The organism is Paraburkholderia tropica (assembly GCF_900109265.1).
Taxonomy (GTDB): Bacteria; Pseudomonadota; Gammaproteobacteria; order Burkholderiales; family Burkholderiaceae; genus Paraburkholderia; species Paraburkholderia tropica.
Genome location: NZ_FNZM01000001.1, coordinates 77,039 through 92,594 on the forward strand (window position 1 = coordinate 77,039; position 15,556 = coordinate 92,594).

Here is a 15,556-nt window from a genome sequence, read left to right on the forward strand (position 1 = left end):
TCGCGCGCGAATAGCTGGCGCCGCGGCGGCCGCGGACTAGTTCGACCAGCCGCCGTCGATCACGTGCGCCTGGCCGGTCGTGAAACCCGACTCGTCCGAGGCCAGATAGAGCGCGAGCGCCGCGATTTCCTCGGGCTTGCCCACGCGGCCCATCGGCTGGCGCGCGACGAACGCGGCGCGCGCCGCATCGACCGTGGTGCCCTGCGCCGCTGCCTGCGTGGCGATGCGCTCCTCCAGCGAGGGCGACGCGACGGTGCCGGGACAAATCGCGTTACAGCGGATGCCGCGCGTCACGAAGTCGGCGGCCACGGCCTTCGTCAACCCTATCACAGCCGCCTTCGACGCGCCGTAGACGAAGCGGTTCGGCACGCCCTTCACGCTCGACGCCGCCGACGACATGTTGATGATCGAGCCGCCGCCCGCCTCCAGCATCGCGGGCAAAAACGCGCGAATCGTGCGGTACATGGCCTTGGCGTTCAGATCGAAGGCGAAATCCCAGTCTTCCTCGCTCGCTTCCAGAATCGAGCCCGCATGCACGTAGCCCGCGCAATTGAACAGCACGTCGACCTGGCCGATTTCCTCGGCGAGCGCGCGGATCGCCGGGACGTCGAGCACATCGAGCTTGCGCGCCTCGACCGGCAGCGTCTTGAGCGCGTCGATGCGCAGGTCGGTCGCGATGACGCGGGCGCCTTCACGCGCGAACAGTTCGGCGGCCGCGTAGCCGATGCCCTGGCCCGCCGCGGTGATCAAGGCCGTCTTGCCGGCCAGTCGTTGTCCCATCTGCCACTCCCAAAGAAAGCGCGATTGATATGAAGCCGAAGATGAAGCCCGATCGAGGCGATGCCGCAAACGGCCATTATGGCCAGAGGCACGCCCATCATGCGATTTGCGCGGATGTTTTCTAACCGGCTGGATCGGCGCGGCGCGCGAGACAGCCTCGCGCCAGATTGCCGCCAGCCTCAAGCCAGTTTCGGGCGAGCTTCAGGCGAGATGCAAAGCGAAACGCACACGCCATTCACACGCCACTTACACGCGGTCGAGACGATAAAACGCCGCCGCGTTGCCGCCGAAGATCGCGGCGCGCTCGTCGTCGGTGAGATCCGCGAAAAGATGCTGCGCGCAGTCGTGCCAGCGCGCGTAGTCGCCGTTGAGGTTCAGCACCGGCCAGTCGCTGCCCCACATCAGGCGGCGCGCGCCGAAGCAGGCGAGCAGATGTGCGATCCACGGACGCAGCGTGTCGTCGCGCCAGCCCGGCGCGGCTTCGGTCGCGAGCCCGGACACCTTGCAAAACACCTGCGGAAAGCGCGCGAGCCGCGCGATGGCATGCGACCACGCCGCGTAGCCAGGCGACGCCGCGCCGCCGTCGCGAATCGGCGGCTTCGCACCATGATCGATCACCACGCGCAGCGCCGGATGCCGCGCGAGAAACGTTTCGAGCGCGCGCGCGTGGCGCGTGAAAATCAGCGCGTCGAAGGCGAGGTCGTGGGCGATCAGCGCATCGACGGCGCGGGCGGTATCGGCGTTCGCGATCCAGTCGTCATCGGGCAGGTCTTGCAGCATCGGGCGCACGGCGCGCAGTTTCGGCTCGCGCGCGAGTTCGGCGATCAACGCGGGCGCGCGCGCGTCGTCGAGCGGCACCCAGCCCACGACGCCCGCAATCGACGCGTCGTCGCGCGCGAGGTCGAGCAACCAGCGCGTTTCCTCGACGGTCTGCGCCGCCTGCACGAGCACCGTGCGCGCGACGCCGCACGCGGCGCGCAACGGCGCGAGATCGGCGGATAAAAACGGACGATAAAGCGTGCGCGACTCCGGCGTGAGCCAGCCGTAATCGCCGCGCGCCGGGTCCCAGTAATGCTGATGCGCGTCGATCGCTTCGTGCCAGACGTGCTCGCTCATGATGCGACCTGCGTCGGCAGCGGCGCACGCGCGTCGATAAGCCCCTCGTCGCGCAACGCAAGCCAAAGCTCGCGCGGCAGCGACGTCTCGAACGACGCGACGTTCTCCTGCAATTCCGCCGCGCTGCGCGCGCCCGTGAGCACCGTCGCCACGGCCGGATGCGCATACGGAAACTGCAAGGCCGCCGCCGCGAGCGGCGCGCCAAACGAGCCGCACACCGCTTCGAGCCGCGCCACGCGCTCCACCACTTCGGCCGGCGCGTCGCCGTAATTGAACTTGCGATCGCCGGCCACGCCGCGCGCGAGAATGCCCGAATTGAACGCGCCGCCGAGCAGAATGCTCACGCCGCGCTCGACGCACGCGGGCAGCAGATCGTCGAGCGGTTGCTGTTCGAGCAGCGTGTAGCGGCCCGCGAGCAGCGCGCAATCGATATCGAATTCGCGCATCGCGTCGAGGATCACCTCGCGCTCGTTTACGCCGAAACCGATCGCCTTCACCGCGCCCGACGCGCGCAATTCGTCGAGCGCGCGAAAGCCGCCGCCCTCGCTCAGTTGCCGCCAGTAATGCGCGTTGCGCTCGCCGTGCGTGAAGCGGCCAATGTCGTGCACGAGCAGCATGTCGATATCGACGATGCCCAGACGCATCTGGCTATCTTCGAACGAACGCAGAATGCCGTCGCGCGTGTAGTCGTAAATCGCCTCGAACGGCAGCGGATTCTGCCAGCCTTCGCTGCCGTCATACGCGTGCGTGCGCGGCACGAAACGGCGCCCGACCTTGGTCGACAGCACGTAGGCCTCGCGCGGATAACGGCGCAGCGCGTCGCCGAGTCGATGCTCCGCCTTCGTATGGCCGTAGTGCGGCGCGGTGTCGAAGTAGCGCACGCCCGCGCTCCACGCGGCGTCGACGGTTGCGCGCGCCTCGTCTTCGCTGAGATCGCGATACAGGCCGCCGAGCGGCGCGGTGCCCAGACCCAGCGCGCTCACTTCGAGCGTCGTGCGCCCGATGCGCCGACGCTGCGTCACCTGCGGATGAAATGCCTGCGTCATGCGGCTCGTCTCCAGAAGTCGCCGATCAATGCCCTGTTCGATTCGAAACGCGATTCAAATCCCGCTTCAATGCTCGACCGCCACATGCACCGGCACGCGCGCATTCGCGGGCAGACACGCGGGGCCGACCGGCTCGAAGGTCTTGTACGTGAGAATGAATTCCTGATGCCCGAGCGATTCCGACTTCGAACGCGCGCCCTGCGCCACCGCGAGCGTGACGTCGAACACTTCGCGGCCCACCTCGTCGAGCGTCGCGCGGCCTTCGAGAATGCGGCCCGCGTCGATATCCATGTCGCCCGCGAGATTGCGATACGTGAGCGGATTCGCGCATACCTTGATGACGGGCGACAGCGCCGATCCCACCACCGAACCGCGCCCCGTCGTGAACAGAATCACGTGCGCGCCGCAGGCGATCAGTTCGGCGATCTCCGCGTTGTCGCTGATATTCGGGAATCCGAAACGTGGTTCGCCGTCGGGCACCACGTCGAGCAGATACAGGCCGCCCGTGGGCGGCACGTCGCCCGGCTTCACGATGCCGACAATCGGCGACGCGCCGCTTTTGGCATACGCGCCCAGCGACTTTTCCTCTTGCGTGGTCAGCCCGCCATCCGCGTTGCCGACCGCGAACGAACCGTGCCCGAGAATCGAGTAATAGCGCGCCGCCTTCGCCACGCATTCGACGATGGCATCGCCGAGTTCGGGCCGCGCCGCGCGGCTTTTCATGTGATATTCGCAGCCCACCAGCTCGCCGGTTTCCTCGAAGATGCACGCCGACCCCGCCTCGATCAGATGATCGAACGCGCGCCCCACGGCTGGATTCGCCGTGATGCCGCTCGTGCCGTCCGAGCCGCCGCAGATCGTGCCGACCACGAGTTCGTCGAGCCGCATCGGCACCTTCGTTTGCTGCGCGAGTTCTGCACGCGCGCCACGCACCCAGTCCACGCCGTATTGAATCGTGCTGCGCGTGCCGCCCTTTTCCTGGATCGTCAGCACTTCGACGGGGCGTCCGCTCGCGCGCACCTGCTCGACCAGATAATGCTTGTTCATGCTCTCGCAGCCGAGCGAGACGAACAGCACCGCGCCGACGTTCGGATGCGTGGTGAGGCGCGTCATCATTTTCTCGGCATAGCTGTTCGGATAGCAGCCCGGAAAGCCGATCAGATGCACGGGCGATTCGTTCGATTCGTGCGATGCTTTCGAAGCGCGCGAAACGTCTGCATCGTCGAACGCGTGCGCGTCGTCGTAAAGCGGTTCGCGAAACTGCGCGACGATCTCGCGCGCCACGTGATGCGCGCACTCGACCAGATACGCCACGGCGACCACGTTGCGAATGCCCTTGCGGCCGTCGCTGCGCGGCCAGCCTTCGAGCATCGGCGCATCGGCGCGCGCGGCTTCGGCGTTGAATGAAGTCATGGCAATGTCCCTTGCTAGCGGTGCGGCACGAACTCGTGGCCCGCGTCGTGCGTGTACGTCGGCAGATAATCGCTTTCGAGGTTGTGCGTATGCAGATGCGCGCCGCGCGCCACGTCCTCCGTCACGTGGCCGATGCGCGCGCCGTAGCGCAGCACTTTTTCGTCCTTCGCGAGCGCGCGCCGCGCGATTTTGTGGCCCAGTTCGATGGTCTTCGCAAGCGTCACGCGTTCGCCTTCGATCTCCAGCGTCTCGCCCGCCGCGAGACGCGCGGCGGCGATCAGGCAGTTGTCGTCGGGGGCGAGCAGGATGAGGCGCGCATCGGTGTGTCCGGAACGGCTGTTCAAGTTCTCTCTCCGCGTTCAGTTCTGCGCTTCGCCGCCCGCCAGCCGCGCCACCATCAGCGAGCCGAGGATGATCGCGCCGTAAATCGCCTGCACCCAGAACGACGGCACCTGCGCGAGCGTCAGCAGGTTCTGCACCACGCCGAGCAGCAGCACGCCCAGCAGCGCGCCGAACATCGTGCCCTTGCCGCCGTCGAGCGAAATGCCGCCGATCACCGCCGCCGCGAACACCGTGAAGATCATGCCGTTGCCCTGGTTAGCGTTGATCGCGCCCACGTAACCGGTCACGATCAGCCCGCCGATCGCCGCGAGGATGCTGCCGAGCACGAACACGCCCCACGTGATGCGCTCGACGCGAATGCCCGCCGCGCGCGCCGCGTCGGGATTGCCGCCGATCGCGTAGAGCGCGCGGCCCACGCGGTGATAGCGCAGCATGAAAGCCGCGACCGCGAACGCCGCCGCCGCGAGCCACACGGAAAGCGGCAGACCGAGCACGATGGTGGTGGCGAGCGCGAAGAACGACGGCGGCATGTCGAACAGCGTGCCGCCCTTGGTCGCGCCCACCAGCATGCCGCGCAGCACGATCAGCATCGCGAGCGTGACGATGAACGCGTTCAGGCGCAGCCGCACGACCAGAAAGCCGTTGACGAAGCCGATCAGCGCGCCCACCGCGACGATCGCGATCAGGCCTGCAAACGCGGGCCATTGCAGGCCGAATCCCGCCGACGCCGCCGGCATCACGAGCATCGCGCCGATGGCAGGCGCGATGCCCACGGTCGATTCGAGCGAGAGATCGAACTTGCCGGTCAGCACGATCAGCGACTCGGCGAGCACGACGAGCGCGAGCGCCGCCGACGCGCCCAGCACGCTGATGAGATTCGCCTTCGTCAGAAAACTCGGGCTCACGAAACCGCCGATCACGAGCAGCAATACCAGCGCCGGCAGCAGCGCGAGGTCGCGCAGACGCGCGAACTCGATACGCGGACGCGCGCGTTTGCCGGTGGCGGCGAGGTCGCCTTGCGCGGCCGCGAACGCGGGCGTCGAAACACTATTCTTCATGGAGATCGACTCCTTCGACCGATGCAATCAGTTCATGGTCCTGCCAGCCCGCCGCGAATTCCTGCACCACGTTGCCGCGAAACATCACGAGCACGCGGTCGCAGGTGCGCAGATCGTCGAGTTCGCTCGACACCACGAGCACAGCCTTGCCTTCGTCGCGCACGCGGTCGACGACCGAGAGCAGCGCCTCTTTCGATTTCACGTCCACGCCCGCGGTGGGATCGATCAGCACGAGCACATCGGGATTGCTCGCCAATGCGCGCGCCATCACGACCTTCTGCTGATTGCCGCCCGATAGCCCCGACACCACGTGATCCGGTCCCTGCGCGACGATGCCGAGCGCCTCGATCATGCGTCGGCCGACCTGCTGCTTCTTCGCGGGCGGCGCAAAACCGAGACGGCCGAGCAGGCCCGCGATCGTCATCGACGCGTTCTCGGCCACCGACTGCGTGAGCACGAGTCCTTCGTGATGGCGATCCTTCGGCACGCAGCCCACGCCGCTCGCGAGCGCGTGCGGCACGTCGCCGGGCTTGAGCGCCGCGCCGTTCACGCGGATCTCGCCCGACTGCTGCGCCGTGAGCCCGGCAATCGCCTCGCCCACGCTCGTGCGTCCGCTGCTGGTCGCGCCCGTGAGGCCCACGACTTCGCCGCGCCTCACCTGCAACGAAACATTCGCGTAGTCGGCGCCCGTGATGTTGCGCACGTCGAGCGCAAGCGCGGCGTCGGCGGGCAATGCGGCGCGGGCCGCGGCATCGGCGACGTTGAGGCCGCCGCGTTCGCCCGTCATCGCTTCGATCAGGCGTTCGCGCGGCAACTCGGCAACCGGCGCGCTCACGATATGGCGCGCGTCGCGCAGCACCGTCACGGCCTGGCAAATCTCGTACACCTCCTGCAAATGGTGCGAGATGAACAGGAACGTCACGCCTTCGCGCTGCAATTCGTCGATGCGGCGAAAGAGCCGTTTGATCTCTTCGCCGTCGAGCTGCGCGGTGGGTTCGTCGAGGATGATGAAACGCGCGCCGTACGACAGCGCCCGCGCAATCTCCACAAGCTGGCGCGCCTCAACCGTGAGGTCGCCCGCCCGCGCGTCCTCGCGCACATCGATGCGCCAGTGGTCGAGCAGCGCGCGCGCGTCGCGGCGCATGCTCGTCCAGTCGATCACGCCGCGCTTCACCGGCTGACGGTTGATGAAAAGATTCTCCGCGACCGTGAGATCGCGGATGATCGTCGAGTGCTGATAGACGCAGGCCACGCGCTCGCGCCACGCATCGCGCTCGGCAATGGGCGGCGCGGGCTCGCCGTTGAAATACACCGCGCCTTCGTCGGGCTTGCGCAGTCCCGTGAGGATCGACACGAGCGTGGACTTGCCCGCGCCGTTGCGCCCCACGAGCGCGTGCGATTCGCCCGCCGTCACGCACAGGCTCACGTTCGCGAGCGCCGCCGTGGAGCCGAAGCGTTTGGTCACGCCGCTCGCTTCGACCACGGGCGGCTGCGAGCGCGCCGCGCGCTCGCGTGACAGCGTCATCGTCTGCGCAGGCGGCGCGGTGTCAAGCCGATCGCGGGTTCGATCGCTCATTTGACGGCTCATTTGACTGTATTGCCCCAGAGGTTCTTGTCGTCGACGTTCTGCTTCGTCACGAGCGGCGCGGGCAACTGGTCTTCGAGCACGCCGGGCTGCAACTGCACGATGTTGCTGTCGTGATCGGTCTTGCCCGGCTTGAACGTCTTGCCCTCCAGCGCGGCCTTGATGTAATAGAGGCCGTATTTCGCGTAGAGATCGGCGGGCTGCGAAATCGTCGCATCGATCTCGCCCTTGCGGATCGCTTCGTATTCCTGCGGAATGCCGTCATTCGAGACGATCACGATATGCTTCGCGTCGCCCGCCGGAAACAGCAGTTGCTTGCGGCGCAGCGTCTGCAGCGTGGGCGAGAGATAGACGCCGCCCGCCTGCATGTAGATCGCCTTGACGTCCGGGTTCGCGGTCAGCAGGCTGTCGAGCGCGCTCGCCGCCACGTCGCCCTTCCAGCCCGCCGGAATCTCCAGCAGCGAGAGCGACGGATACTGCTTCAGGCAGGCGCGGAACGCCTCGGAGCGGTCGCGCCCGTTGACGGAAGCCAGATCGCCCATGATCTGCACGACCTTGCCCGACTTCACGTGCTCGCCGATGTACTTGCAGGCTTTTTCGCCGTAAGCGTGATTGTCGGCGCGCACGACCATCGCCACGTTGCCCTGGGTGGGCGCGACGTCCACGGCCACGACCTTCACGTTCTTCTGCGCGGCGTTGTCGAGTGCGCGGCTGATGGCGGCCGAATCGATCGGCCCGACCACGATGCCCTTCGCGCCCAGATTCACCATGTTGTTCATGTCGGTGATCTGCTGCGCGGGGTCGTTGTTCGAGTTGACGGGCGCGAGAATATCGATGCCCATCTGTTTCGCGTACACGCCGAGGTAGTTGTTGTACGACTGCCAGAACGGCGACGTGAGCAGCGGCAGGCCGAGGCCGACCTTGCCCGCGTCCGCGGCCTGCGCCATGCCCGACACGCCGAACGCGGCCGCGCAGACGGCCGCCGCGCCCAGGGTCTTCGCGGCGAGGCGCAGCGACGCGCGCGCCTTGCGCGTTTGAATCAAGCGGCGGGCCGCGTGCGGCCCGGTTGCGAACGCCATGTCAGTCTCCAAAGTTGTCGTTGTTGAACCATCATGTGCGCGACGCGTCCGCCTGAAAAAGCGACACGCGCCCGCGGCGCTGCGACTGCCTTTCCCAACCCTTCCCGTTGCCTTTTTCCTTCCCGACGCCACTGGCACATATTCACCAGTGAACCTATTATTCATATACGCACGATCCAAGGTCAAGGAATGTGCAGTGCAGCAAGGCTCCGGAATTTCCCTGGGCACGTCAGGGTTTTGTCGCTGTTTGTGTCGGCAAGGCGCTTTGAAATAATCGCGGGAGGCGCGCTGCGCAAGGTGGCGGCGCGCAGGCAAGGAACAAGGACACGATGAAAGCGAACGCACGTACGCGGCGGCCGGCGGCGCCGCCCGAAGCCATCGAAGCGGAGATCGGCGATCTGCACGACGAAAAGCACGACGAGAAAGACGACGGCGACCGCTACCGCGCGCCCGCGCTCGACAAAGGTCTCGACATCCTCGAACTGCTCGCCGAGCAGCGCGGCGGCCTCACGCGCGCCGAGATCACGAAGGCGCTCGGGCGCAACGCGAGCGAGATCTACCGCATGCTCGAACGGCTCGTCGCGCGCCAGTACGTGATGCGTTCGGAGGCCGGCGACCGCTACGCGCTGAGCCTCAAGCTGTTCGCGCTCGCGCATCGTCATCCGCCGATGGAGCGTCTGATCGCCGAGGCGCTGCCGCTCATGCAGCGCTACGCGAACGACGCCGAGCAGTCCTGCCATCTCTCCGTCTACGACCGCGGCAATCTGCTCGTGATCGCGCAGGTGGACGGGCCGGGCACGTGGGGCATCGCGGTGCGCCTGGGTTCGCGCGTGGGTCTCGTCGATACGAGTTCGGGGCGCACCATGCTCGCGTTCCAGTCGCCGGAGCAGCGCGCGCACATGCTCGCGGAACACACCAAGGTGAAGGGCGAGATCGCCATCGATCACGCGGCGCTGGAAAGCGCATGCGAGCAGATTCGCGCGGCGGGCGTCTCGCGCACGGACAGCCAGCAGATCTTCGGCGTGACCGACGTGACGTTCCCGGTGCTCGGACCGTCGGGTCAGGCGATCGCGGCGCTGACCTGCCCGTTTCTCAAACGTATCGACGACTACGTCGCGCCCTCGCTCGACGAAGCCACGCAGATGCTCGGCGCGACCGTGCAGGCGCTGTCGATGTTCCGCGAAGGCAATGCTTAGGAATCCGCTCAATCCGCGCGGTTGCGAAGGCGGCTGCACCGACCGCTGCAACGCCCGCAGCGACGTCGAGTGAACGCGCTGGCCGCCTCGCGCATCCGGTGCTACGCTCGAAAGCCCTGCGTGCAATGCGCGCCAGTGTTTCAGCGAGGAGACAACGATGACCGATCTCGTGACATGCGTCTGGTTCGATCAAGGCCAGGCGCGCGAAGCAGCGCAGTTCTACGCCGCCACGTTCCCCGACAGCCACGTCGATGCGGGCCATGTCTCGCCGATCCCCGGCATTGGCGTGGGCGCGGAACTGCTGGTGGATTTCACGGTGCTGGGCCGGCGTTTCGTCGGTCTGAACGGCGGCCCGAACTTCAAGCCGAACGAGGCGGTGAGCTTCATGGTGCTCACCGACAGCCAGGAAGAAACCGATCGCTATTGGAACGCGATCCTCGCGAACGGCGGACAGGCGTCCGATTGCGGCTGGTGCAAGGACCGCTGGGGCTTTTCGTGGCAGATCACGCCGCGCCGTCTGCTCGAATTCGTCGGCGGCGCCGACCGCGAAGCCGGACGCCGCGCCATGGAAGCGATGATGACCATGCAGAAGATCGACATCGCCGTTATCGAGCGCGCGGCGGCGAGCGAATAGCGCTTTCAACCGCAGTTCATCAACCGGCGACGACGAACGGCGCGCGATCGCCCGCGTCCTGCGCCTCGCGCGCCATGATTGCCACGTACAGGCGCTCCAGATCGCGGGTGAAGCGCTTCGTATCGAACAGGGGCGCGTCGTTGCGTGCTTGCACGAGCCGCTCGCGCACCTGCGCGTGCCACGCCGGATCGTTCGCGAGCGCCAGCGCGATCTGGAAATAGGCGTCGAGATCGCGCGCGATCAATTCCTCCAGCCCGACCGCGCGCAGCAGGCTCGCGCCCACGCGTCCCGCGAGCAGCATGCCCGGCGCGCTGACCATCGGCACGCCCGCCCAGAGCGCGTCGCTGCCCGTGGTGTGCGAGCCGGTCGGCAAGGTGTCGAGCGCGAGATCGGCGAGTTGCAGACGCGCGAGGTGCAGGTCGTGCGACACGCGCGGCGCGAAAATCACGCGCGCCGCCGCCACGCCCTGCTCCGCGAAGAACGCGTGCAGATGCGAGCGCGCGCGCGCCTCGCCCGGATCGAGCAGCCACAGCACGCTGCCGGGCGTGGCCACGAGCAGGCGGCGCCAGATCGACGCAATGCGCGCATTGAGCTTGAAGATCTGATTGAAGCTGCAAAACACGAAGCCGCTCGCGGGCAGGCCCGCTTCGGCGCGCGTGGGGCGCGGCCCGCATTCGCGGCGGTGGTCGTGAGGCTGATAACAGTGCGGCATCAGCGCGAGCGTTTCGCTGTAGTGCGCCGCCGTGACGGGCGGCGTCACCACGACATCGCCGATCAGATAGTCCGCCAGACGCGGCGCGCCGAGCGAGCCCGGATAACCGAGCCAGCTCACGATGACCGGCGCGGGCCGCAGCGCCGTGATGCCGAGCCGCGTGCCGGTCGTGTAGCCCTTGAGATCGACGAGCAGATGCACGCTGTCCTGCGCGATGCGCGCGGCCGCCTGCGCGTCGCTGAGCGCGCCGATCTCGTGCAGCGTGGCCGGGCACCGCGCAAGACGCTCGCGCCACGCGTCGTCGGGCGCGATGTCGCCGTACGCGTACAGATGGATGTCGAAGCGCGCCGCGTCGTGCAGTTCGAGCACGCCCGCCAGCAGACGCAGCGTGGCGTGATCGTAAAAATCCGCCGACAGATAGCCGATGCGCAAACGCGCGCCCGTCTCCCGCGCCTCGCCCGCCTCGAACGCCGCCAGCGCCTCGGCCAGTCCCGCGCCGCGCGCGACGAGCGGCGTCGCCGCCAGTTCGCCGCGCCAGCGCGATTGCGCGAACCGCCTGCCTGCCTCGCGGTGCAGCTCGGGCGTGAGCGCCGGGATGCCGAGCAACCCCCACGGCGTGAGCTGCTCCGCCTCGCCCGACGCGATCATCGCGAGCGCCGCCTGATCGATCGGCTCCAGGCCTTCCCAGTGCGCGAGACGCCGCCGCACGGACTGCACCGCCTCCCAGCGCCCGCCGCGCGCGTAGGCCGCCTCGGCTTCGTCGAGCCGGTTCTGGCGCTCCAGCAGGCCGCCATAGCATTGCCACGCATGCGCGGCCTGCGGATCGAGTTCGAGCGCGCGGCGCAAACACGCTTCGGCTTCCTCGTCGCGGCCCGTTTCGGCGAGCAGCACCGCGAGGTTGCCGAACGCGAACGCGTAGTGCGGATCGGTTTCGATGGCCGCGCGATAGGCGGCTTCGGCATCGGCGAGATCCTGGCGCTTCTTCAGCAGGTTGCCGAGATTGTTGAACAGGCGCGCCTCGCGCACGCCTTGCAGGACCGCCGAGAGATACGCCTCGACCGCCGCTTCGTCGCGGCCTTGCCAGAGCAGCGTCCACGCCAGATCGCGCCGGTACGCGCCACCCTCGCGCACGGCCAGCGCGCGGCGGATCGCCTGCTCGCCTTCGGCGTGACGCTGCTGGCGCGCGAGCGCGACGCCGAGCTGATGCCAGGCGTCGGCGTGACGCGGATCGGCGGCGACGGCCTCGCGCAGCAGCGCTTCGGCGTGCATGATGTTATCGGCGTTCAGACGGTCGAGGCCGCGCTTGAACAGCGCGTCGGAACGGGCGGACGGAGTGGGGACGGATGAGTTCATCCCGCGAGGATAGAAAGCGCGGGCCGCCGCGACCATCAGAGCCGTCCTGGTTTCGCGCGCGACACGCGCACGACGTTCCGTCCCCTTGCGCACGCGCGGCGCGACTGGAACCGCGCCGCGCAAAACGGTTAGAATGGCGGCCCTCTTCAATTCCGTCCGGCGCACGATCTCGCGGATCGCACCCCGGACGCGTACTCCGATCTCATGGCGAAACTTCTGACCGATCAAGAATTCCAGCGCTTTTCCGAGCTTCAGCAGAAACAGGCGAGCTTCACGATTTCGGCCGAGGAAGCCGACGAGCTGCGCGACATCGTGGCCCGCGCGCAGCAGAAGCGCGACGACCGTGCCGACGCGATGAAGACCGTCGAAACCGCGATCGCACAATTCGAGATCACGCCCGACGAGCTGTTCACGGCGGAGCAGATCGCCGAAGCCGCGCGCAATTTCGGCCTGATTCCGGCCACGCGCAAGGAGCGCGTGCTGCCGCCGTCGCTGACGTTCAACGGCAAGACGCATCAGTGGACCACGCGCGCGCTGCCCGACGAGATCCGCCTGCCGCTGTTCGAGGCGTTCCAGGGCGGCCAGTCGGTCAAGCCGTTCATCGCCACGCCGAAGGACGGCGCGCGCTGCGCGGCGACCATCGCGCGTCTGGAAAAGGAAACCGGCGCGCAGTACGCCGAGGCGTGGCTCGAAGAACTGTCGCTCTCGCGCGCGCAGGTGGACGAAGCGCTGGCGAAGATCGCGGCGTGAGTTTGGCGTCGATGCGTGTGCGGTGACACCTCCGCACGCACCATGAAAAACGGCCGCATAAAGCGGCCGTTTTTATTTCCCCCTCGCCTGATCCGCCGCCTCAATCCAGCGGCATCCGGAAACCCACCACGCCCGGGTCATCCGTCGGCGTAACCGTGAAGCCCATGGCGCGCGCCAGTGCGATCATCGGCGCATTCTCGCGCAGCGCCTCGCCCAGCAGCCAATGCGTCCCGCGCGAGCGCACGTAGCCGATGATGCGCTCCATCAGCAGCCGCCCCAGCCCGCGTCCCTTCAAGGTGGAGAGCACGGTGACCGCGAACTCGGCGGTTTCGTTGTCCGGGTCGGCGACCGCGCGCACCACGCCCAGCGTGTGCGGACGGCCGTCCTCGCCCGGCACGCTCGCGACGAGCGCCATCTCGCGGTCGTAGTCGATCTGCGTCATGCGCGCGAGCTGCGTGTGATCGAAGCTGCGCACCGCCGAAAAGAACCGCAGACGCAGATCGTCCGGCGACATCGACTCGACGAATGCGCGGTGCATTTCCTCGTCCTCGGGCCGGATCGGGCGGATCGTCAGGCGCTCGCCGTGCCAGTCGATCGTCTCTTCGAGACGGCGCGGATACGGCATGATCGCGAAACGGCTGCGCTTGTCCGCCAGCTCGATGCGCGGCGCGACCACCACGGCGGCGTCGGGCAGCACGCGCAGCGTGAGCCGCATGCCGACGATCTCGCGCACCTCGCAGACCGCCTGTGACAGCGCCGTGAGCGCCGCGAGCGTGGGCGCGGGCGACGCACGGCGCGCATACGGCGATTGCGTGACGATGTCGCGCGAGAGCACCGGGTTCAGCGGCGGCAGGCTGTAGACGCGCATCGGCGGCGAAAAGCCGTCCGGCGACGGCGCCTCGAAATGAAATACGGGACCGAAGTTTTCGTCGTCGCGAAACGTCACCGTCACGTCGACGACGGCGGTCGCGCTCGCCTGCTGCGGCGCCGTCTCGAGCCCGAACGCCTTGAGCAATTGCGTGGCTTCCTCGCCTTCGAGCGCCGCGCGGCCCGCCGCCAGCGCGCCGCGCGCGATGCCCAGCGCCACGTCGATGGCCGCCTTGCCTTGCGCGGGCAGGCTCTCGGGCGTCTGCATCAGCAGCTCGCGCCCGAGCCGGTAATCGACGAGACGCGCGAACGCGCGCGCCAGCCGCCGCGGCGTGGTGTGCACCGGAATGCCGTGCGCATGCAGCGCGTCGCGCGTGGCCTCGTCCACGCCGCCGAAAAAGCACGCGAGCATGCCGCGATACGCAAAACGCTGATGCTCGATGAGCGTGCGCGCCACCTGCTCCACCGGCGCGCTGTGCGTGGGCGCGTGCACGACGAAGGCCGTGCCGGTGCTGCGCTGCGAGGCCAGCGTCTGTAGCGCGAGGCCGAAATGCTCGGGCCGCGCGGTGTCGCCGAGCACGAGCGGATTGCCCGCCTGCGCGTGCGGCAGCGCCGCCGCCACGGCCGCGCGCGCTTCGTCGCTCCAGGCCGCGAGCGTGTCGCCGGCCTTGTTGAAGGCGTCGCGCGCGAGCGTGGCCACGCCGCGGTCGCTGGTGATGAGCGTGGCCGAGTCGCTCGCGGCCACGCGGCCCACGCCGAGCGTTTCGATTTCGTCGAGCAGATCGTCGAGCGTATCGACGCGCACGAGGCCCGCGCGCCGGAACGCCGCCGAATAGAGCGCGTCGCCCGGATCGTCGCGGCCGCTGCGCAGCGCCAGCACGGGCTTGTTGCGTGCCGCCGCGCGCGCCGCCGACATGAACTTGCGCGCCGCGCGGATGCCGTCCACTTCGAGCAGGATCGCACGCGTGGTGGGATCGCTCGCGAGATAGTCGAGCACGTCGCCGACATCGACATCGGCTTCGTCGCCGAGCGCGATGACGTGCGAAAAGCCGAGGCCGCGCGCGCCCGCCCAGCGAAGCACGGCGTTGGTCAGCGCGTTGGACTGCGAGACCCACGCCACGCCGCCCTTGCGCGCGACCGTGGCGGCCGCGCCGAGCTGCGCGTTGAGCGCGGGCGTCAGCGCGCCGAGGCTGCCCGGCCCGACGATGCGCAGCAGATGCGGACGCGCCGCCGCGAGCGCGTGGCGCAGGTCGGCGCGGTCTTCGTCGTTCTTCACCTCGCCGAGCATGATGGCCGCGCGCGTGCCCATGCCGCCGAGCCGGTGCACGAGCGCGGGCCAGGTGGACGGCCGCGTGCAGATCAGCGCGACGGTGGGCGCTTCGGGCAGATCGCCCGCGTCGGCCACCACGGGACGGCCGTCGAACTGCGCGAAATCGCCCGCGTGACGCGGATTGACCGCGAACAGCGGGCCGTCGAAGCCGCCTTCGATCAGGCGCTGCCACACCATGTTGCCGATGCTGCCGGGCCGCTGCGAAGCGCCGATCACGGCCACCGATTTCGGCTGGAACACCGCGTCGAGATTGCGTACGGTCACTGCTCCTCCTGTTGTGCGACGGCGCGCGCCG

The 15,556-nt window shown here is 68.2% G+C and carries 13 protein-coding genes; 3 read left to right on the forward strand and 10 right to left on the reverse strand.

Annotated elements, in window-relative coordinates:
* Positions 1-36 precede the first annotated feature (36 nt).
* The 8 genes from BMY06_RS00315 to BMY06_RS00350 form a co-directional block, all read right to left on the reverse strand.
* A complete protein-coding gene (locus tag BMY06_RS00315; protein ID WP_074981008.1) occupies positions 37-780 on the reverse strand; it encodes an SDR family oxidoreductase in 744 nt (247 codons plus the stop codon).
* Between the two features lie 246 nt (positions 781-1,026).
* Positions 1,027-1,896 carry an amidohydrolase family protein gene (locus BMY06_RS00320; protein ID WP_074981010.1) on the reverse strand — a complete coding sequence of 290 codons (870 nt, stop codon included), beginning with the start codon at positions 1,894-1,896 and terminating at the stop codon, positions 1,027-1,029.
* Positions 1,893-2,942 (reverse strand): aldo/keto reductase, encoded by a 1,050-nt coding sequence (locus BMY06_RS00325; protein WP_074981011.1) that lies wholly within the window; start codon positions 2,940-2,942, stop codon positions 1,893-1,895. Before BMY06_RS00325 ends, BMY06_RS00320 begins: the two co-directional genes overlap by 4 nt.
* 66 nt (positions 2,943-3,008) lie before the next feature.
* The gene (locus BMY06_RS00330) at positions 3,009-4,355 is read right to left on the reverse strand and encodes a UxaA family hydrolase (protein ID WP_065065683.1); all 1,347 of its coding nucleotides are present in this window, start codon (positions 4,353-4,355) and stop codon (positions 3,009-3,011) included.
* Positions 4,356-4,369: 14 nt separating this feature from the next.
* Positions 4,370-4,699 carry a UxaA family hydrolase gene (locus BMY06_RS00335; protein ID WP_065065682.1) on the reverse strand — a complete coding sequence of 110 codons (330 nt, stop codon included), beginning with the start codon at positions 4,697-4,699 and terminating at the stop codon, positions 4,370-4,372.
* A 15-nt stretch (positions 4,700-4,714) separates the two neighbouring features.
* Complete coding sequence (locus BMY06_RS00340; protein ID WP_065065681.1) at positions 4,715-5,755, reverse strand: ABC transporter permease; 1,041 nt, start codon at positions 5,753-5,755, stop codon at positions 4,715-4,717.
* Complete coding sequence (locus BMY06_RS00345) at positions 5,745-7,280, reverse strand: sugar ABC transporter ATP-binding protein (RefSeq protein WP_074981350.1); 1,536 nt, start codon at positions 7,278-7,280, stop codon at positions 5,745-5,747. The genes BMY06_RS00340 and BMY06_RS00345 overlap by 11 nt, the downstream gene beginning before the upstream one ends.
* Positions 7,281-7,339: 59 nt before the next feature.
* The gene (locus tag BMY06_RS00350) at positions 7,340-8,287 is read right to left on the reverse strand and encodes a sugar ABC transporter substrate-binding protein (protein WP_231957798.1); all 948 of its coding nucleotides are present in this window, start codon (positions 8,285-8,287) and stop codon (positions 7,340-7,342) included.
* Positions 8,288-8,748: 461 nt separating this feature from the next.
* Between BMY06_RS00350 and BMY06_RS00355 the strand changes: the two genes are divergently transcribed.
* Positions 8,749-9,615 carry an IclR family transcriptional regulator gene (locus BMY06_RS00355; RefSeq protein ID WP_080180841.1) on the forward strand — a complete coding sequence of 289 codons (867 nt, stop codon included), beginning with the start codon at positions 8,749-8,751 and terminating at the stop codon, positions 9,613-9,615.
* A 157-nt stretch (positions 9,616-9,772) separates the two neighbouring features.
* A complete protein-coding gene (locus BMY06_RS00360; RefSeq protein WP_074981013.1) occupies positions 9,773-10,249 on the forward strand; it encodes a VOC family protein in 477 nt (158 codons plus the stop codon).
* Positions 10,250-10,268: 19 nt separating this feature from the next.
* Here the strand turns inward: BMY06_RS00360 and BMY06_RS00365 are convergent, their stop codons facing one another.
* Positions 10,269-12,314 (reverse strand): O-linked N-acetylglucosamine transferase, SPINDLY family protein, encoded by a 2,046-nt coding sequence (locus tag BMY06_RS00365; protein ID WP_074981354.1) that lies wholly within the window; start codon positions 12,312-12,314, stop codon positions 10,269-10,271.
* A 204-nt stretch (positions 12,315-12,518) separates the two neighbouring features.
* On the opposite strand from BMY06_RS00365, the gene BMY06_RS00370 reads away from it, so the two are divergent.
* Positions 12,519-13,064, forward strand: coding sequence for a hypothetical protein (locus BMY06_RS00370; RefSeq protein ID WP_065065678.1), 546 nt, complete (start codon positions 12,519-12,521; stop codon positions 13,062-13,064).
* Between the two features lie 100 nt (positions 13,065-13,164).
* On the opposite strand, the gene BMY06_RS00375 is transcribed toward BMY06_RS00370, so the two are convergent.
* Entirely contained in the window at positions 13,165-15,525 is a 2,361-nt protein-coding gene (locus BMY06_RS00375) for a bifunctional acetate--CoA ligase family protein/GNAT family N-acetyltransferase (protein ID WP_074981014.1), read from the reverse strand.
* Between the last annotated feature and the right edge of the window lie 31 nt (positions 15,526-15,556).